Source organism: Streptomyces orinoci (assembly GCF_003121295.1).
Lineage (GTDB): Bacteria > Actinomycetota > Actinomycetes > Streptomycetales > Streptomycetaceae > Streptomyces > Streptomyces orinoci.
Map to the genome: position 1 here is coordinate 76,222 of NZ_PHNC01000004.1, position 19,527 is coordinate 95,748.

At 70.2% G+C, this 19,527-nt stretch carries 16 protein-coding genes; 13 read left to right on the forward strand and 3 right to left on the reverse strand.

Annotated elements, in window-relative coordinates; genetic code table 11:
- Positions 1–30: 30 nt before the first annotated feature.
- The 13 genes from CV755_RS01165 (at position 31) to pgi (ending at position 15,899) form a co-directional block, all read left to right on the forward strand.
- Complete coding sequence (locus CV755_RS01165) at positions 31–648, forward strand: papain-like cysteine protease family protein (protein ID WP_241560895.1); 618 nt, start codon at positions 31–33, stop codon at positions 646–648.
- Positions 649–652: 4 nt separating this feature from the next.
- Entirely contained in the window at positions 653–1,456 is an 804-nt protein-coding gene (locus CV755_RS01170) for a hypothetical protein (RefSeq protein WP_109278223.1), read from the forward strand.
- A gap of 129 nt (positions 1,457–1,585) precedes the next feature.
- Positions 1,586–3,568: an excinuclease ABC subunit UvrC gene (gene uvrC, locus CV755_RS01175; protein ID WP_109278224.1), complete on the forward strand. Its 1,983-nt coding sequence runs from the start codon at positions 1,586–1,588 to the stop codon at positions 3,566–3,568.
- A 76-nt stretch (positions 3,569–3,644) separates the two neighbouring features.
- Entirely contained in the window at positions 3,645–4,577 is a 933-nt protein-coding gene (gene rapZ / locus CV755_RS01180) for an RNase adapter RapZ (protein ID WP_109278336.1), read from the forward strand.
- Positions 4,574–5,623, forward strand: coding sequence for a gluconeogenesis factor YvcK family protein (locus CV755_RS01185; RefSeq protein ID WP_109278225.1), 1,050 nt, complete (start codon positions 4,574–4,576; stop codon positions 5,621–5,623). Before rapZ ends, CV755_RS01185 begins: the two co-directional genes overlap by 4 nt.
- Positions 5,614–6,633 (forward strand): DNA-binding protein WhiA, encoded by a 1,020-nt coding sequence (gene whiA / locus CV755_RS01190; RefSeq protein ID WP_109278226.1) that lies wholly within the window; start codon positions 5,614–5,616, stop codon positions 6,631–6,633. Before CV755_RS01185 ends, whiA begins: the two co-directional genes overlap by 10 nt.
- A 330-nt stretch (positions 6,634–6,963) precedes the next feature.
- Complete coding sequence (locus tag CV755_RS01195) at positions 6,964–9,900, forward strand: M14 family metallopeptidase (RefSeq protein WP_109278227.1); 2,937 nt, start codon at positions 6,964–6,966, stop codon at positions 9,898–9,900.
- A gap of 175 nt (positions 9,901–10,075) precedes the next feature.
- A complete protein-coding gene (gene gap, locus CV755_RS01200; RefSeq protein ID WP_109278228.1) occupies positions 10,076–11,080 on the forward strand; it encodes a type I glyceraldehyde-3-phosphate dehydrogenase in 1,005 nt (334 codons plus the stop codon).
- Positions 11,081–11,177: 97 nt separating this feature from the next.
- Positions 11,178–12,389 carry a phosphoglycerate kinase gene (locus CV755_RS01205; RefSeq protein ID WP_109278229.1) on the forward strand — a complete coding sequence of 404 codons (1,212 nt, stop codon included), beginning with the start codon at positions 11,178–11,180 and terminating at the stop codon, positions 12,387–12,389.
- A gap of 6 nt (positions 12,390–12,395) precedes the next feature.
- Positions 12,396–13,172 (forward strand): triose-phosphate isomerase, encoded by a 777-nt coding sequence (gene tpiA / locus CV755_RS01210; RefSeq protein WP_109278230.1) that lies wholly within the window; start codon positions 12,396–12,398, stop codon positions 13,170–13,172.
- A 129-nt stretch (positions 13,173–13,301) separates the two neighbouring features.
- Positions 13,302–13,538, forward strand: a complete 237-nt coding sequence (secG, locus tag CV755_RS01215; RefSeq protein ID WP_193553323.1) for a preprotein translocase subunit SecG — start codon at positions 13,302–13,304, stop codon at positions 13,536–13,538.
- A 156-nt stretch (positions 13,539–13,694) separates the two neighbouring features.
- Positions 13,695–14,030 (forward strand): RNA polymerase-binding protein RbpA, encoded by a 336-nt coding sequence (locus CV755_RS01220; RefSeq protein ID WP_003957010.1) that lies wholly within the window; start codon positions 13,695–13,697, stop codon positions 14,028–14,030.
- A 213-nt stretch (positions 14,031–14,243) separates the two neighbouring features.
- Positions 14,244–15,899 (forward strand): glucose-6-phosphate isomerase, encoded by a 1,656-nt coding sequence (pgi, locus tag CV755_RS01225; protein ID WP_109278338.1) that lies wholly within the window; start codon positions 14,244–14,246, stop codon positions 15,897–15,899.
- 293 nt (positions 15,900–16,192) lie between these two features.
- Here the strand turns inward: pgi and pgl are convergent, their stop codons facing one another.
- Genes pgl through zwf form a run of 3 tightly spaced genes read right to left on the reverse strand, consistent with a single transcriptional unit; the run spans position 16,193 to position 19,526 of the window.
- Positions 16,193–16,975, reverse strand: coding sequence for a 6-phosphogluconolactonase (gene pgl / locus CV755_RS01230; RefSeq protein WP_109278231.1), 783 nt, complete (start codon positions 16,973–16,975; stop codon positions 16,193–16,195).
- Positions 16,972–18,003, reverse strand: coding sequence for a glucose-6-phosphate dehydrogenase assembly protein OpcA (gene opcA / locus CV755_RS01235; protein WP_109278232.1), 1,032 nt, complete (start codon positions 18,001–18,003; stop codon positions 16,972–16,974). The genes pgl and opcA overlap by 4 nt, the downstream gene beginning before the upstream one ends.
- On the reverse strand, positions 18,000–19,526 hold the full coding sequence (gene zwf, locus CV755_RS01240) for a glucose-6-phosphate dehydrogenase (RefSeq protein WP_109278233.1): 1,527 nt from the start codon (positions 19,524–19,526) through the stop codon (positions 18,000–18,002). The genes opcA and zwf overlap by 4 nt, the downstream gene beginning before the upstream one ends.
- Position 19,527: the final 1 nt, after the last annotated feature.

Here is a 19,527-nt window from a genome sequence, read left to right on the forward strand (position 1 = left end):
CAATCCCCCACCCGTCACGGGAGGACGCGAATGTCCCGTGCTTCGGCACAGCAGCAGAACACCCCCCGAATACGCGGCAGAGCCCTGTCGGCCGCCGCGGTAGCGGCCGCGGCGCTGGTGGCGATTCCCGCCGCCACCGCCAATGCCGCTCCTCAGGCGCGGACCGTCAACGCCAAGCAGCTGAAGATCAGCATGCAGGCCCAGCAGAAGGACCAGTGGTGCTGGGCGGCCTCCGGTAACACCATCGCCGCCTACTTCCACAAGAAGTACAGCCAGAACCAGTTCTGCAACGCCGCCTGGCATCGCAAGCAGGGCACCAACTGCCCCAACAACCCGGCGTCCCTGGAGAACGACCAGAACGCCTTCAAGTGGATGCACCTGAAGCCGGGCTCGGTGTTCTACGGGTACCTGTACGGCAAGACGATCATCAACGAGATCAATGCCAACCGCCCGATCGAGGCCCGCATCGGATGGAAGTCCGGCGGCGGCCACATGCACGTCATCTACGGCTACGACAGGTCCAAGGGCGCGGTGTACTTCGGCGACCCGTGGCCGTCCAGCAGGCGCTACAACCGGGCCAACTACAACTGGTACGTGAACAACAGCCAGTTCGCCTGGACCCACTCGCTCTACCAGATCGGAAGGTAAGGTCATGACCGAGCGGACCAACTTCCGTAAGAACGCCTCCCGCGCGGCCGCCGCCTCGGCGCTGACCGCCGCCCTGCTGGGCGTGGCCCCGATGGCGCACGCCGCCGACGCGATCCCGGCGCCGCCGAAGCCCACCGGCCTGTCCGCGGCCCATGACGCGGCCAGCGCACCGTCGACCATCAACGACCTGGCCGACTTCTTCGCCCACACTGCCGAGCAGAACGGCCAGGCCGGCGCGGCCGCCCCGGGCAAGCCGCACATCGAGGGCGCCTCGGTGCCGGTCTACACGCTGTCGCCCGACTTCGTGGCCGGCAAGAAGGACGTCCCGGTCGCCGGACTGGACTTCGTGGCGACCAAGGCGGTCTCCGGTGACGGCCAGGCAGCCTCGGTGTGGACCGCGAGCACCGGCGGCAAGTGGGAGGTCGTCAACATCGCCTCCGGCGACGACGAGACCCGCTACGCGGCCGCCGGCAACGGCGGCACCGTGTTCCACGAGCCGCAGGTCAACGCCTGGTACGTGCTGCGCGGCGACCATGTGCAGCCCCTGAACAAGGACGCCGAGAAGGCGATCGGCGCCAAGGGCATCACGGTCAAGGCCTACCAGGAGCGGGTGCACAAGGCCTACGCCGACAAGCTGCCCGGCTCCGACTACGCCAAGAAGGGCAAGGCCGGCGGTTACGCCGAGCCCACCGCCTCGGACAACGGCGGCTCCAGCAGCAGCCTGACGGCCCCCGCGGCCGCGACGGCCGGCGGCATCGCCGTCCTCGGCCTGGGCATGGTGGGCGTGCGCCGGCTCCGCCGCCGCTGATCACCCGCCTGCCGAACAGTACGTCCCCCATGGGACCCGGGGCCCCGGTGGCATTCGCCGCCGGGGCCCCGGCCGTGCGCCGCCTGCTGGACAATGGTGTTGTCAGTGCCCGCAAGTAGGGTGTGTGACATGGCCGACCCCAGCAGCTACCGACCCAAGCCGGGACAGATCCCCGACTCGCCGGGGGTCTACAAGTTCCGGGACGAACACCGCCGGGTGATCTACGTCGGGAAGGCGAAGAGCCTGCGCCAGCGGCTCTCCTCGTACTTCCAGGACCTCGCCGGACTGCACCCGCGCACCCGCACCATGGTCACCACCGCCGCCTCCGTGGAGTGGACCGTGGTCGCCACCGAGGTCGAGGCGCTGCAGCTGGAGTACTCCTGGATCAAGGAGTACGACCCCCGCTTCAACGTCAAGTACCGCGACGACAAGAGCTATCCCTACCTCGCGGTCACCCTGGGCGAGGAGTTCCCCCGGGTCCAGGTGATGCGCGGCGCCAAGAAGAAGGGCGTGCGCTACTTCGGCCCCTACGCCCACGCCTGGGCCATCCGCGAGACCGTCGATCTGATGCTGCGGGTCTTCCCGGTACGCACCTGCTCCGCCGGGGTGTTCAAGCGCTCCCACCAGATCGGCCGCCCCTGTCTGCTGGGCTATATCGGCAAGTGCTCCGCCCCCTGCGTCGGCCGGGTCAGCCCGGAGGAACACCGCGAACTCGCCGAGGAATTCTGCGACTTCATGGCCGGACGCACCGGTGCGTACATCCGCCGGCTGGAACGCGCCATGCAGGATGCCGCCGAGGAGATGGAGTACGAGAAGGCGGCCCGGCTGCGCGACGACATCACGGCGCTCAAGCGCGCCATGGAGAAGAACGCGGTCGTGCTGGCCGACGCCACCGACGCCGACCTGATCGCGGTCGCCGAGGACGAACTCGAAGCCGCCGTGCAGATCTTCCATGTCCGCGGCGGCCGGGTCCGCGGCCAGCGCGGCTGGGTCACCGACAAGGTGGAGGCGGTGGACACCGCCGGCCTGGTGGAACACGCCCTCCAGCAGCTCTATGGCGAGGAGACCGGCGACGCGGTGCCCAAGGAGGTCCTGGTCCCCGCCCTCCCCGACCCGCTGGAGCCGGTCGCCGACTGGCTGGCCGCCCGCCGCGGCTCCCGGGTGGACCTGCGCATCCCCCAGCGCGGCGACAAAAAGGACCTGATGGCCACCGTCCAGCGCAACGCCCAGCAGGCACTGGCGCTGCACAAGACCAAGCGGGCCTCCGACCTGACCACCCGCTCCCGCGCCCTGGAGGAGATCGCCGAGGCCCTGGGCCTGGACTCCGCCCCGCTGCGCATCGAGTGCTTCGACATCTCCCACCTCCAGGGGCAGGATGTGGTCGCCTCCATGGTGGTCTTCGAGGACGGCCTGCCCCGCAAGAGCGAGTACCGCCGCTTCCAGATCAAGACCTTCGAGGGGCAGGACGACGTCCGCTCCATGCACGAGGTGGTCGGCCGTCGCTTCCGCCGCTATCTGCTGGAGAAGCAGAAGACCGGCGAGTGGGACATCGAGGACACCCCGGCCGGGGAGGTCCGTGAGGACGACGCCCGCGACGACAACGGCCGTCCCAGACGCTTCGCCTACCCGCCCCAGCTGGTGGTGGTGGACGGCGGCAAGCCCCAGGTGGCCGCCGCCCGCCGGGCGCTGGACGAGCTGGGCGTGGCCGATGTGGCGGTCTGCGGGCTGGCCAAGCGGCTGGAGGAGGTCTGGCTGCCGGACGAGGACGACCCGGTGGTCCTGCCCCGCACCAGCGAGGGCCTCTATCTGCTCCAGCGGGTCCGCGACGAGGCCCACCGCTTCGCCATCACCTACCAGCGCAGCAAGCGCAGCAAAGCGATCAAGGCCGGCCCGCTGGACGAGGTGCCCGGCCTGGGCGGGGCCCGCAAACAGGCCCTGCTCAAGCACTTCGGCTCGGTCAAGCGGCTGCGGTCGGCCACCGTCGAGCAGATCTGCGAGATCCCCGGCATAGGCCGCAAGACCGCCGAGTCGATCATCGCGACACTTGCCCGGACCGCCCCGCCGGCACCGGCCGTCAACACCGCCACCGGCGAGATCATTGACGAGGGATGATGGTCAGGACCAGAGGAAGACCGCCCCGCCCCGGCGGCGCGGTCCGTGAAACGGGGGAAGACGGATGCACAGCGGCATGAATGACAACGACCGAGACGGAGCAGCGGTGAGTACGGGCACGACGGCGGACGCGACCGGCGAGGCAGTGGGCATCCCCGAGCTGGTGATCATCTCCGGGATGTCGGGCGCGGGCCGCAGCACCGCCGCCAAGTGCCTGGAGGACCTCGGCTGGTTCGTGGTGGACAACCTGCCGCCCGCCCTGATCCCCACCATGGTCGATCTGGGCGCCCGCTCCCAGGGCAATGTGGCCCGGATCGCCGTGGTGGTGGACGTCCGCGGCCGGCGCTTCTTCGACAACCTCCGCGAGTCGCTGGCCGACCTGGCCGCCAAGAAGGTCAAGCGCCGGGTGATCTTCCTGGAGGCGTCCGACGACGCCCTGGTGCGCCGCTTCGAGTCGGTCCGCCGCCCGCACCCCTTGCAGGGCTCCGGCCGGATCGTGGACGGCATCGCCGCCGAACGCGACCTGCTGCGCGAGCTGCGCGGCGACGCCGACCTGGTCATCGACACCTCCAGCCTCAATGTCCATGAGCTGCGCGCCAAGATGGACGCCCAGTTCGCCGGTGAGGAGGAGCCGGAGCTGCGTGCCACGGTGATGTCCTTCGGCTACAAGTACGGCCTGCCGGTGGACGCCGACCTGGTGGTGGACTGCCGCTTCCTGCCCAACCCGCACTGGGTCCCGGAGCTGCGCCCCTTCACCGGCCTCAACGAGGAGGTCTCGGGCTATGTCTTCAACCAGCCCGGCGCCAAGGAGTTCCTGGACCGCTACACCGAGCTGCTCCAGCTGATCGCCGCCGGCTACCGCCGCGAGGGCAAGCGCTATGTGACCATCGCGGTCGGCTGCACCGGCGGCAAGCACCGCTCGGTCGCCATGTCCGAGAAGCTCGCCCACCGTCTGGTCTCCGAGGGCGTGGAGACCGTAGTGGTCCACCGGGACATGGGGCGCGAGTGACCGCCCGCACCCCCCGGCTGCGCCGCGTCCGCCGCCTGGTCCCCGGCCGCGCCCGGGGCACCGAGCGGCGGGTGCGCACCGGCGCCCAGCCCAAGGTCGTCGCCCTGGGCGGCGGCCGCGGGCTGTCCGCCTCGCTGGCCGCGCTGCGCCGGATCACCGGCGACCTCACCGCCGTGGTCACCGTCGCGGACGACGGCGGCTCCAGCGGCCGGCTGCGCGATGAGCTCGGCGTGCTCCCGCCCGGCGATCTGCGCAAGGCGCTGGCCGCGCTGTGCGGCGACGACGACTGGGGCCAGACCTGGGCCCGGGTCATCCAGCACCGCTTCACCAGCGAGGGCGAGATGCATGGCCACGCGGTCGGCAATCTGCTGATCGTGGCCCTCTGGGAGCAGCTTGGCGACCCGGTCCAGGCCCTGGACCTGGTGGGCAAGCTGCTCGGCGCCCATGGCCGGGTGCTGCCCATGTCCGCCGTCCCGCTGGAGCTCCAGGCCCTGGTCCGTGGCCATGACCCGGCCCGGCCGGAGGAGGTCAGCACCGTCCGCGGCCAGGCCACCGTGGCGCTCACCCCCGGTGAGGTGCAGTCGGTGCATGTGGTGCCGGAGGACCCGCCGGCCGTCCCGGAGGCGGTGGAGGCGGTGCTGGACGCGGACTGGGTGGTGCTCGGCCCCGGCTCCTGGTTCTCCTCGGTGATCCCGCATCTGCTGGTGCCCGAGCTGCTGGAGGCCCTGCAGGTCACCAAGGCGCGGCGGGTGCTCTCGCTCAATCTCGCGCCGCAGCCCGGCGAAACCGCCGGGTTCTCCCCGCAGCGTCATTTGGAGGTTTTGGCCCGACACGCCCCTAAACTCGCCCTGGACGTGGTGCTGGCCGACGAGGCCGCCGTGCCCGACCGGGAAAGCCTGTGCGATGCCGCCAAGCGGCTCGGCGGCACGGTCGAGCTGGCGCCGGTCGCCGCGCAGGGGAGTTCCGCGACGCACGACCCGGAGCTGTTGGCCGCCGCGTACGACCGTATTTTTCGGATGCATGGAAGGATCGGCCCATGGCGATGACGGCAGCGGTGAAGGACGAAATCTCCCGGCTCCCCGTCACCCGGACCTGCTGCCGGAAAGCGGAGGTCTCGGCGATCCTGCGGTTCGCGGGCGGACTGCACCTGGTCAGCGGGCGCATTGTGATCGAGGCCGAGCTGGACACCGGGATCGCCGCCCGGCGGCTGCGCAAGGACATCCTGGAAATCTTCGGACACGCCTCCGACCTGGTCGTCATGGCCCCCGGCGGTCTGCGCCGGGGCAGCCGGTATGTGGTGCGGGTGGTGGCGGGCGGTGACCAGCTGGCCCGCCAGACCGGCCTGGTCGATGGCCGCGGCCGGCCGATCCGCGGGCTGCCTCCGCAGGTGGTCTCCGGGGCCACCTGTGATGCCGAGGCCGCCTGGCGGGGAGCGTTCCTCGCCCATGGTTCGCTGACCGAGCCGGGACGGTCCTCCTCGCTGGAGGTCACCTGCCCGGGCCCGGAGGCGGCGCTGGCCCTGGTGGGCGCGGCCCGGCGGCTGCAGATCGCGGCCAAGGCCCGGGAGGTGCGGGGCGTTGACCGGGTGGTGGTGCGGGACGGCGACGCCATCGGGGCGCTGCTGACCCGGCTGGGCGCGCATGAGTCCGTGCTGGCCTGGGAGGAGCGCCGGATGCGGCGCGAGGTAAGGGCCACGGCCAACCGGCTCGCCAACTTCGACGACGCCAATCTGCGCCGGTCGGCGCGGGCGGCGGTGGCGGCCGGCGCCCGGGTGCAGCGGGCGCTGGAGATCCTTGGCGAGGAGGTGCCGGAGCACCTGGCGGCGGCCGGGCGGCTGCGGATGGAGCACAAGCAGGCGTCCCTGGAGGAGCTGGGTGCGCTGGCGGATCCGCCGCTCACCAAGGACGCCGTCGCGGGGCGGATCCGGCGGCTGCTGGCGATGGCGGACAAGCGGGCGCAGGATCTGGGGATCCCGGGTACCGAGTCCAACCTGGCGGAGCTGGCGGATCTGCCGGATGACATGGTGGACGGGATGGTCAAGGGGATGGCGGGCTGAAGCCGCCGCCCTCCCGGGTTCCGGGCTTCGTTTTCGGCTGCGGGCCGGTTGCGGCTGGTCGCGCCCACGCGGCGGAGCTGCGTAAGGCAATCGCCTCAAGCCCCTGACCGGGCGCCCGCCAGGCGGCAGCGGCCTCATGACCCTCGGTCATGTGTCACGTGCGGGCCGTGTGTGGCTGGTCGCGCCCACGCGGCGGAGCCGCATATGAACCCGTCCCGCGCCCCTAATGGGCGCCCGGCTCTCCATAGGCGGTGTTGACATGGCCATGGGCCATCGCCAGCCTGGCGGGCGTCGTATGTCTGACGGGTCAGACAAGCCCAAGGGGGGCTCATGAGACGCAGAGCAAGGGCGGTACTCGCGACCGCGTCCCTGTTGGTCGGCGGCCTGGCGGCCGCACCCACGACGAATGCACAGCCGGCCGGGGACGGCGGTTCCCTCCTCGTCTGGCAGGCGAAAGTCACCCGCGCCCAGATCCCGGTCCTGCTCAAGGCAGGCGTGGACGGCGAGGAGCTGGGCCAACGGCCCGGCGGTGACAGGGCAGTTGACGTCGAGCTCTACCTCACCCAGGCACAGGCCCGGGCGCTGCGCGGCCAGGGTGTCCAGCTGGCCGAGAAGAAAACACCTCAGCGCACCCTGGACCGGCTCAAGGCCCAGGGCGATGGAGTCTTCCGCAAGTACGGCGGGCCGGGCGGGCTCAAGCAGGAGATCGCCGACACCGGCCGGGCGCACCCCTCGCTGACCAAGGTGGTCAGCATCGGCAAGACCCTCAAGGGCCAGGACATCCTCGCCCTCAAGCTCACCAAGAACGCCCGTCACAGCCGTGATGGGTCCAAGCCCTCGGTGCTCTATCTGTCCAACCAGCACGCCCGGGAGTGGATCACGCCGGAGATGACCCGCCGGCTGATGCACTACTACCTGGACCGCTATGGCAAGGACCGGCGGATCACCAGGATCGTGGACTCCACCGAGCTGTGGTTCGTCCTCTCCGCCAACCCCGACGGCTATGACTACACCTTCCAGGGTCCCGGCACCCGGCTGTGGCGCAAGAACCTGCGCGACAACGACGGCGACGGAAAGCTGGGGCCCAACGACGGCGTGGACCTCAACCGCAACTTCCCCTACAAATGGGGCTATGACGACGAGGGTTCGTCCCCGGACCCGTCCGCCGAGACCTACCGTGGCAAGAGCCCCGGCTCCGAGCCGGAGACCCGGGCCATGGACGCCTTTGAAAAGCGCGTCCACTTCACCTATGCCGTCAACTACCATTCCGCCGCCGAGCTGTTGCTCTATGGCGTCGGCTGGCAGGTGGGCACCAGCACCCCGGACGATGTGCTCTACCGGGCCCTGGCCGGCACCCCGCAGAAGTCCGCGATCCCGGGATACCACCCGGAGCTCTCCTCCGAGCTCTACACCACCAATGGCGAGGCGGACGGCCACGCGGCCAATGTCAATGGGACCTTGATGTTCACCCCGGAGATGTCCACCTGCCAGACGGCATCCCGCACCGACACCAGCGGCCACTGGAACCCCGCGGACTGCCCGTCGGTCTTCAGCTTCCCCGACGACGAGAAGCTGATCCAGGCGGAGTTCGCCAAGAACGTCCCCTTCGCTCTCTCGGTCGCCGAGACCGCGCCGCACGCCGACCGCCCGTCCTCCTCGGTCGGCCTGGACGCACCGGACTTCACCCCGGACACCTTCAAGGACTCCTTCGCCCGCGACGGCGATCAGCCGGTGGCCGTCACCGCCCGCAAGAGCCTGCGCGACAAACGCCTCAACTACCGCATAGACGGCGGACATCCGCGGAGCGTTCCGCTCAAACCCTGGAAGGGCGGCAAGCGTTACGGAGGGCGGGACAACCTCCGCTTCGACCAGTACCGCGCCACGGTCAAGGGCGGGCACCAGGGCTCCCGGGTACAGGTGTGGTTCACCGGCCGTACCGCGCAAGGCCGGGCCACCCGGAGCGAGCCCTTCACCTACACCGTCTGGCACCGGCCGCCGGCCGACACCCTGGTGATCGCCGACGAGGGCGGCCCGGCCCGGCAGCTCACCGCCTACACCGAGGCGCTGGCCGCCGCCGGCCGCCGGGCGGTGGTCTGGGACGTCGCCAAGCAGGGCGCCCCCTCCGCGCTGGGGGTGCTGAGCCACTTCCGCACGGCCGTGTGGTACTCCGGCGCCGCCAACCGGCCGGACGGCCAAACCGTGCTGGCGGTAAGGGACTTCCTCAACGAGGGCGGCAAACTGATCACGGCGGGCAAGCGGGCGGGCGGCGACGCCCAGGTGGGCCCGGCGCTCACCGATGACTTCAGCCAGTACTACCTGGGCGCCTACAGCCGGACGGCCCTGGAGCGGCCCCGGCGGTTCGCCGGCAGCGGCGGCCTCGCCGGGGTGACGGCCGACCTGGCCGACGCGCCCGGCAACCCGCTGGATGCGGCGGGCTCCTTCGTCCCCACCTCCGAGGTGCTCAAGCCCGGAGAATTCCCGCAGTTCCGGAGCGCGGCCGCCGGTAGCTACCCCGGGCTGCGCACCCCGCTGGAGCCCTACCGGGGCGAGTGGATGGCCGCCGCCAGACACCGGGACAGCGCCTGGATGCGGCTGTCCCGCACCATCGACCTGACCGGTGCCCGGCCCGGCGACAAGCCCTCCCTGGGATTCCAGCTCAGCTATGGCACCGAGCCGGACTACGACAATGTGGTGGTGGAGGCGCATACGGCGGGCCAGGACGACTGGACCACCCTGCCGGAGGCGGGCGGCGCCACCCGCACCGATGTCCCGGCCGACTGTCCCGCCTACCTCAAGTTGCACCCCTTCCTCAAGCACTATCTGACGGTCAGTGGCGACAAGTGCCTGCCCAAGGGCTCCTCGGGCAGCTGGAACCGGTTCACCGGGCAGTCGGGCGGCTGGCACCCGGTCTCCTTCGACCTCGGCGCCTTCGCGGGCAGGAAGGCCGAGGTCGTGGTCTCGTACATCACCGACCCCGCCGCGGGCGGCCCCGGAGTGCTGATCGACGAGGCGGCCCTGAGCTCGGGCGGCCGTACCGAACCGGCCGAGGGCTTCGAGAGTTCGCTGGGCGCCTGGACGGTGCCGGGAGCGCCGCCAGGCAGCCCCGGGAACACCGGTGACTGGGCCCGTTCCCAGGCGCTGAGCCACTCCTCGGCGGCCGTCACCACCAAGGACACGGTGCTGTTCGGCTTCGGTCTGGAGCAGATCCGCGACCTCCGGCAGCGCGCGGCGGTGCTCCATGCCGCGCTGCGCGCCCTGCACAGCTGATCGCCGCCCCGCTCACCGGTGCATACGCCCTGGTCCGTGCCCACGTCAAGAGGAAGCGGGCCAGAGCAGCCAATGTCACGTCCCCCTCCGGTTGGAGGTAGGGTCGGTGGTGGTCGGGGACATCCCATACAGCCGCCGGTGCGCAAGACCGGCACACCAACGAGGAGATCGGTTCGTGACGATCCGCGTAGGCATCAACGGCTTTGGCCGTATCGGTCGCAACTACTTCCGTGCGCTCCTGGAGCAGGGGGCGGACATCGAGATCGTCGGTGTCAACGACCTGACCGACAACGCCACCCTGGTCCACCTGCTCAAGTACGACACCATCCTGGGCCGGCTGAAGCACGAGGTCAGCCACACCGAGGACACCATCACCGTCGGCAGCCAGACCTTCAAGACCCTGGCCGAGCGTGACCCGGCGAACCTGCCGTGGGCCGAGCTGGGCGCGGACATCGTCATCGAGTCCACCGGCATCTTCACCAAGCGCGAGGACGCCGCCAAGCACCTGGCCGCCGGTGCCAAGAAGGTCCTGATCTCGGCGCCCGCCAAGGCCGAGGACATCACCATTGTGATGGGCGTCAACCAGGACAAGTACGACGCGGATAATCACCACGTCATCTCCAACGCCTCCTGCACCACCAACTGTGTGGCGCCGATGGCCAAGGTCCTCGACGAGAGCTTCGGCATCGTCAAGGGCATGATGACGACCGTCCACGCGTACACCAACGACCAGCGGATCCTGGACTTCCCGCACAGCGACCTGCGCCGGGCCCGCGCCGCCGCGCAGAACATCATCCCGACCTCCACCGGTGCCGCCAAGGCCACCGCCCTGGTGCTGCCGCAGCTCAAGGGCAAGCTGGACGGCATCGCCATGCGCGTCCCGGTCCCCACCGGCTCGGTCACCGACCTGGTCCTGGAGCTGGACCGCGAGGTCACCAAGGAAGAGATCAACGCCGCCTTCCAGAAGGCCGCCGAGGGCGAGCTCAAGGGCATCCTGGAGTACACCGAGGACCCGATCGTCTCCTCCGACATCGTCAACTGGCCGGCCTCCTGCACCTTCGACTCCAAGCTGACCATGGCTCAGGGCAAGCAGGTCAAGGTCGTGGGCTGGTACGACAACGAGTGGGGCTACTCCAACCGCCTGGTGGACCTGACCGTCTTCGTCGGCGGCCAGCTCTGATCTCCCGGCTGTGAAACACGGGGCTCGTGCGACGTCAGGGAACGTCGTCCGGGCCCCGTCGCATGACCCATCGCTACGGATGTCACGGAGTCACTGCATGAAGACGATCGACGAGCTCCTCCAGGAGGGCATCGAGGGCAAGCGGGTGTTCATCCGCGCCGACCTCAATGTGCCGCTGCAGGGCGACACCATCACCGACGACGGCCGCATCCGGGCCGTCGCGCCGACCATCGCCAGGCTCGCCGAGGCGGGCGCCAAGGTGATCGTCGCCTCCCACCTGGGCCGTCCCAAGGGCGCCCCCGACCCCCAGTTCTCGCTGGCCCCGGTCGCCAGGCGGCTCGGCGAGATCCTGGGCAAGAACGTCTCGTTCGCCACCGACACGGTCGGTGACAGCGCGAAGGCCACCGTCGCCGCTCTGGGCGACGGCGAGGTCACGCTGCTGGAGAACCTCCGTTTCAACGCGGGCGAGACCAGCAAGGACGACGCGGAGCGCGGCGCCTTCGCCGACGCGCTCGCGTCGCTGGCCGATGTGTATGTGGGCGACGGCTTCGGCGCCGTGCACCGCAAGCACGCCTCGGTCTTCGACCTCCCGGCCCGGCTGCCGCATGCCGCGGGCCAGCTGATCGCCGCGGAGGTCACGGTCCTGAAGAAGCTCACCGAGGACGTCAAGCGCCCCTATGTGGTGGTCCTCGGCGGTGCCAAGGTCTCCGACAAGCTGGGCGTCATCGACAACCTGCTGGAGAAGGCCGACCGGATCCTCATCGGCGGCGGCATGTCCTACACCTTCCTCAAGGCCAAGGGCCATGAGGTGGGCATCTCGCTGCTGCAGGAGGACCAGATCCCGGTCTGCCTGGAGTACCTGGCCCGGGCCGAGAAGCGCGGCGTGGAGTTCGTCCTCCCCGTGGACGTGCTGGTCTCCGCCGACTTCCCGGACCTGAAGACCAAGGCCCCGGCCAACCCGCAGACGGTCTCCTCGGACGCCATCCCGGCCGACCAGGAGGGCCTGGACATCGGCCCCAAGACCCGTGAGCTCTACGCGGCCAAGCTGGCCGACGCGGGCACCGTGTTCTGGAACGGCCCGATGGGCGTCTTCGAGCACCCCGACTACGCGGGCGGCACCCAGGCCGTCGCCCAGGGCCTGGTGGACAGCCCGGCCTTCACCGTGGTCGGCGGTGGCGACTCGGCCGCGGCCGTTCGCCTGCTGGGCTTCGACGAGAATGCCTTCGGCCATATCTCGACCGGCGGTGGCGCCAGCCTCGAATACCTTGAGGGCAAGACGCTCCCCGGCCTCGCCGCACTGGAGGACTGAACCACCGTGACCAACCGCACGCCCCTGATGGCGGGCAACTGGAAGATGAACCTCAACCACCTCGAGGCCATCGCCCATGTCCAGAAGCTCGCCTTCGCCCTCACGGACAAGGACTTCGACGCCGTCGAGGTCGCCGTGCTTCCCCCGTTCACCGATCTGCGCTCGGTGCAGACCCTGGTGGACGGCGACAAGCTCAAGATCAAGTACGGCGCCCAGGACCTCTCGGCGTACGACTCCGGCGCCTACACCGGCGAGATCTCCGGCGCCATGCTGGCCAAGCTCAACTGCTCCTATGTGGCGGTGGGCCACTCCGAGCGCCGTCAGTACCACAACGAGACGGACGAGCTCTGCAACGCCAAGGTCAAGGCCGCCTTCCGGCACGGCCTGACCCCCATCCTGTGTGTGGGCGAGGGCCTGGAGATCCGCAAGGCGGGCAACCAGGTCGCGCACACCCTGGCCCAGGTGGACGGCGGCCTCAAGGACATCCCGGCCGAGCAGGCCGAGACCATTGTGATCGCCTATGAGCCGGTGTGGGCCATCGGCACCGGCGAGGTTGCCACCCCCGAGGACGCCCAGGAGGTCTGCGGGGCGATCCGCGGCCGGCTGGCCGAGCTCTACGGCCAGGAACTGGCCGACAAGGTCCGCATCCAGTACGGCGGCTCGGTCAAGGCCGGCAATGTGGCGGCGATCATGGCCCAGCCCGATGTGGACGGCGCCCTGGTCGGCGGTGCGGCGCTGGACGCGGAGGAGTTCGTCAAGATCGTCCGGTTCCGCGACCAGTAGCGGTATGACGACGGGCACGGTCCGTCGTACCCTGTCGGGGCCGGGAACGGTGCTGTGCGCCGGACCGGCCCCGCAGCGTTTCACCTGCAGTCAGTCCGATTCAGTCAGTCCGAGAGAGTTGGTCCAGCCGTGGTCATCGGGTTCTCGATCGCCCTCATCATCTTCAGCGCGCTGCTGATGATGCTGGTGCTCATGCACAAGGGGAAGGGCGGCGGTCTGTCCGACATGTTCGGCGGCGGCATGCAGTCCTCCGTCGGCGGTTCCTCGGTCGCCGAGCGCAACCTGGACCGGATCACCGTGGTGGTCGGTCTGCTGTGGTTCGCCTGCATTGTGGTGCTCGGGCTGCTGATGAAGCTCAAGAGCTGACGTACCGTCGCGAACGCGGCCTATGATGGGGGTTCGCGTTCTGCGGCCGGGTGGTAACTCCCGCCACTGGACGCGCGTTGGGCCTTACACAGACTGAGGCGCCCGCAGCGGAGCGGACTGTCCCGCTCCGCGGCACTCATGCAGGGAGTTACGACCGTGGCAAGTGGCAACGCGATCCGAGGAAGCCGGGTCGGGGCGGGGCCGATGGGGGAGGCCGAGCGGGGCGAGTCCGCACCGCGCCTCCGCATCTCCTTCTGGTGCTCCAACGGGCACGAGACACAGCCCAGCTTCGCCAGCGACGCACAGGTGCCGGACACCTGGGACTGCCCGCGCTGCGGCTTCCCGGCCGGCCAGGACCGGGACAACCCCCCGGACCCGCCGCGCACCGAGCCCTACAAGACCCACCTAGCCTATGTGCGGGAGCGGCGCAGCGACGCGGACGGCGAGGCGATCCTCGCCGAGGCACTGGCCAAGCTGCGCGGCGAGATCTGAGCGGAGCCGTCCGGCCCGGCCGGAGGAAACCCTTCCTCCGGCCGGGCCGGACGCTTTTTCGGGCCGGCCGCGCCGGGACGGTCCGGAACCGCACCGGGCCGTCTTCCGCACGGGACCGCGTCCCCGGCCGGGCTCGGCGTTCGCGCGGGCCGCTGATCCTTTAGTTTGGTGGGTGGCGAGGGAGCTACGAGAAGAAGTGGGCTGATGTCCGAGATGAACGCAGAAGGCCGTGGCCGGCTCGACCGCCTGCCGGAGTGGAACGCACTGGCCAAGCACCGCGAGGAGCTGGGGGAGGTGCAGCTGCGGCAGCTGTTCGCCGAGGACCCCCGGCGGGCCGAGAAGTACACGCTCACCGTGGGCGATCTGCACCTGGACTACTCAAAGCATCTGGTCACCGATGAGACCCTGCGGCTGCTGCGCGAGCTCGCCGCGGCCACCGGGGTGGCCGAGCTGCGGGACGCCATGTTCCGCGGCGAGAAGATCAATACCACCGAGAACCGGTCGGTGCTGCACACCGCGCTGCGCGCCCCGGAGTCGGCGGTGGTGCGCAGTGACGGGGAGAATGTCATCCCCGCCGTGCACGCGGTGCTGATGAAGATGCAGGTGTTCACCGACCGGGTGCGCTCCGGCGACTGGCGCGGCCACACCGGCAAGCGGATCAGGAACGTCGTCAACATCGGCATCGGCGGCTCCGATCTGGGCCCCGCGATGGCCTATGAGGCGCTGCGCGCCTACACCGCCCGGGACATGACGTTCCGTTTTGTCTCCAATGTGGACGGGGCGGATCTGCATGAGGCAGTCCGGGACCTGGACCCGGCGGAGACGCTGTTCATCGTCGCCTCCAAGACCTTCACCACCATTGAGACCATCACCAACGCCACCTCGGCGCGGGAGTGGCTGCTGGCCGGGCTGGGCGCCGGTGACGAGGCGGTGGCCAAGCACTTTGTGGCGCTGTCCACAAATGAGCAGAAGGTCGCCGAATTCGGCATCGACACCAACAATATGTTTGAGTTCTGGGACTGGGTCGGCGGCCGCTACTCCTATGACTCGGCCATTGGGCTGTCGCTGATGCTGGCCATCGGGACGGACTGCTTCCGGGAGATGCTGGCCGGCTTCCATCTGATCGATGAGCACTTCCGCTGCGCGCCGCCGGAGGAGAACGCTCCGCTGCTGCTCGGTCTGCTGGGCATCTGGTACGGCAACTTCCATGACGCCCAGTCGCACGCGGTGCTGCCCTACAGCCACTATCTGTCCAAGTTCACCGCCTATCTCCAGCAGTTGGACATGGAGTCCAACGGCAAGTCGGTGGACCGTGACGGCAAGCCGGTCAACTGGCAGACCGGGCCGGTGGTCTGGGGCACCCCGGGCACCAACGGACAGCACGCGTACTACCAGTTGATCCACCAGGGCACCAAGCTGATCCCGGCGGATCTCATCGGCTTCGCCCGGCCGGTGGCCGATCTGGAGCCGGGGCTGGTGGCCCAGCACGACCTGCTGATGGCCAATCTGTTCGCCCAGGGGCAGGCGCTGGCCTTCGGCAAGACGCCGGAGGAGGTGGCGGCGGAGGGGGTGCCGGCGGAGCTGGTCCCGCACAAGACCTTCCGGGGCAACCGGCCCACCACAACGATCCTGGCGAGCGAGCTCACGCCTTCTGTGCTGGGGCAGTTGATCGCGCTGTATGAGCACAAGGTGTTTGTGCAGGGGGCGGTGTGGAACATCGACTCCTTCGACCAGTGGGGGGTCGAGCTGGGGAAGGTGCTGGCGAAGCGGGTCGAGCCGGCGCTGACGGAGGGTGCTGAGGTGCCGGGTCTGGATGCGTCCACGGCTGCGCTGGTCGCGCGGTACCGCGAGTTGCGCGGGCGCGCGTAATGCATGACTGAGCCCCCGGAGGCGCATTGCGCTTCCGGGGGCTCGCATTTCATCGCCGGGTGCGCCCCCTTAGGGGCGCGGGGAACTGCGCGACCGGCCACAGCCGGCCCGCACCCGGCGATGAAACCTTAGGCGCCGCCTGGGGCCCGGGTTTCATCACCAGGTGCGGCCCGGTGGGCGGTTGTGCCCACCCGTTCCGCCCTTGCGGAACGACTGCCCACAACCGCGGCCCCGTCAGGGGCGCGGGGAACTGCGCGACCGGCCACACTCGGCCCGCACCCGGCAGTAAGACCTCAGGGCGAAGCCGGAGGGTACAAATCCCTCGGCAACTGCGCCGCGGCGGCCCGGTCCAGGAGCCACAGGGTGCGGGAGCGGCCGTAGGCGCCCGCCGCCGGGGCCTGGATTTCGCCCGCGCCGCTCAGCGCGAGCGCGACCGCGCCCGCCTTGTCCTCGCCCGCCGCCAGGAGCCACACCTCACGGGCCGCCCGGATCGCGGGCAGGGTCAGCGAGATACGGGTCGGCGGCGGCTTGGGCGCGCCATGCACCCCGACGGCCGTACGCTCGGTCTCCCGTACCGCCGGCAGCTCCGGGAAGAGCGAGGCGATATGGGCGTCCGGGCCGACGCCCAGCAACAGCACGTCGAAGGACGGCACTTGGGCGTGGTCCTCGGGCCGCGCGGCCGCCGCCAGCTCGGCCGCGTACGCCGCGGCGGCGGCGTCCGCGTCATTGCCGTGGGCACCCTGCGCCGGGGGCATCGGGTGCACCCGGGCCGGGTCCAGGTCCACCGCGTCCAGCAGGGCCCGGCACGCCTGGGTGTGGTTGCGCTCCGGGTCGCCGTCCGGCAGGAACCGTTCGTCGCCCCACCACAGATCCAGCCGGGACCAGTCCACCGCGTCCCGGGCGGGCGACTCGGCGAGGGCCGCCAGCAGCCCATTGCCATTGCGGCCGCCCGTGAGGACCACCGAGGCGTGGCCCCGGGCGGCCTGGGCGTCCACGATCTTGGTGATCAGGCGGGCCGCCGCGGCCCGGGCCATCAGCTCCGTGTCCCGGTGCACCACCAGCTGGGGCGTGTTCACTGGGACGCCGCCTTCTTGGCCGACGGGGCCTTCTTCCGAGGCGGTGCCGGAGCCCCTTCGGGCGTGGGCTCGGCCTCCGGCTTGGGCACGTCCAGCGGCTCGTTGCCCAGCCGTTCCACGCCGTACTTCAGCGCGGACTCATAGATGGTGTCCGGGTCCAGCCGGCGCAGCTCCTCCGCCAGCAGCTCGGCGGTGTCGCGCCGCTTGAGCGCCACCGCGCGGTCCGGCTGGCCGCGCATGGCCAGGGTGGCCAGGGTGCCGTTGGGGCGGTCCAGGGTGATGACGCCGGTCTTGGTCTGCAGCCGCACCGAGGTCAGGCCCGGGCCCTCGGAGACGGTGCGCTTGGCGGTCACCCCCAGCCGGTCCGCCAGCCACATGGCCAGCAGTTCGGCGCTGGGGTTGTACGCCTCGCCCTCCACCTCGGCGGCGGTGACCTGGGCGGCGGGCTGCTGGTCCAGGGCGGCCGCCAGCATCGAGCGCCAGGGCGTGGTCCGGGTCCAGGCCAGATCGGTGTCGCCGGGGGTGTAGTTGGCGGCCCGCTCGCTGAGTTCGGCGATCGGGTCCTCGGCCGCGTAGGAGTCGGTGACCCGCCGCTGGCCCAGGGCGCCCAGCGGGTCCTTCTCCGGGTGGGCCGGGGAGCTGACCGGCCACCAGACGACCACCGGGGCGTCCGGCAGCAGCAGCGGCAGCACCACCGACTGGGCGTGGTCTATCACCTCGCCGTAGAGCCGGAGCATCACGGTTTCGCCGGTGCCCGCGTCGGCACCCACCCGGACATCGGCGTCCAGCCGGGCCTGGGCGCGCTCGCGGGGCGAGCGGCTGACCCGCTTGATGACCACCAGCTTGCGCGAGGGGTGCTCGCGGGACGCCTCGTCGGCCGCCTTGAGCGCGTCATAGGCGTGCTCTTCGTCGGTGACGATGACCAGGGTGAGCACCATGCCGATGGCGGGGGCGCCAATGGCCCGGCGCCCTTCCACCAGGGCCTGGTTGATCTTGCTGGCAGTGGTGTCGGTGAGATCGATCTTCATGGCCGGCGCCAGCTCCGTCCCTCTCGTGCGAGCATCTCGTCCGCCTCGACCGGCCCCCAGGTGCCGGCCGGGTACTGCGCGGGCTTGCCGTGCTTGTCCCAGAACTCCTCGATGGGGTCGAGGATCTCCCAGGACAGCTCGACCTCCTTCAGACGCGGGAAGAGGTTGGACTCGCCCAGCAGGACGTCCAGGATCAGCCGCTCGTACGCCTCCGGGCTGGACTCCGTGAAGGATTCGCCATAGGCGAAGTCCATCGAGACGTCCCGGACCTCCATCTGGGTGCCCGGCACCTTGGAGCCGAACCGCATGGTCACGCCCTCGTCCGGCTGCACCCGGATGACCAGGGCGTTCTGCCCCAGCTCCTCGGTGGCGGTGTGGTCGAAGGGGGAGTGCGGGGCCCGCTGGAAGACCACCGCGATCTCGGTGACCCGGCGGCCCAGCCGCTTGCCGGTGCGCAGATAGAAGGGGACGCCCGCCCAGCGGCGGTTGTCGATCTCCAGCTTGACGGCGGCATAGGTGTCGGTCTTGGACTTGGGGTCGATGCCCTCCTCCTGGAGGTAGCCGACCACCTTCTCGCCGCCCTGCCAGCCGGCCGCGTACTGGCCGCGCACCGTCTCCTTGGCCAGGTCCTTGGGCAGCCGGACGGCGCCCAGCACCTTGGTCTTCTCGGCGGCCACCGCGTCCGCGTCGAAGGAGGCGGGCTCCTCCATGGCGGTCAGCGCCATCAGCTGCAGCAGATGGTTCTGGATGACGTCCCGGGCCGCGCCGATGCCGTCGTAGTAGCCGGCCCGGCCGCCGATGCCGATGTCCTCGGCCATGGTGATCTGGACATGGTCCACATAGGACCGGTTCCAGATGGGCTCGAAGAGGGTGTTGGCGAAGCGCAGCGCCAGGATGTTCTGGACCGTCTCCTTGCCCAGGTAGTGGTCGATCCGGAAGACCTCGTTGGCCGGGAAGACCTCATGGACGATCCGGTTGAGCTCCTGGGCGCTCTTCAGGTCGTGGCCGAAGGGCTTCTCGATGACGGCGCGCCGCCAGGAGCCCTCCTTCTGGTCCGCCAGCCCGTGCTTCTTCAGCTGCTGGACCACGGTGGGGAAGAACTTGGGCGGCACCGAGAGGTAGAAGGCGAAGTTGCCGCCGGTGCCCTGGGCCTTGTCCAGCTCATTGATGGTGTTCTTCAGGGTCTCGAACGCGTTGTCGTCGTCGAAGTCACCCTGGACGAACCGGCAGCCCTGCACCAGCTGCTGCCAGACCTCCTCGCGGAAGGGCGTGCGCGCATGCTGCTTGACCGCTTCATAGACGATCTGGGCGAAGTCCTCGCTCTCCCAGTCCCGGCGGGCGAAGCCGATCAGGGAGAAGCCCGGCGGCAGCAGACCCCGGTTGGCGAGGTCATACACCGCCGGCATCAGCTTTTTTCGGGACAAATCGCCCGTAACGCCAAAGATGACCAGGCCGGACGGCCCCGCGATACGCGGGAGCCGCCGGTCCTGAGCGTCACGCAGCGGATTGCTGCTGGTGCTCAAT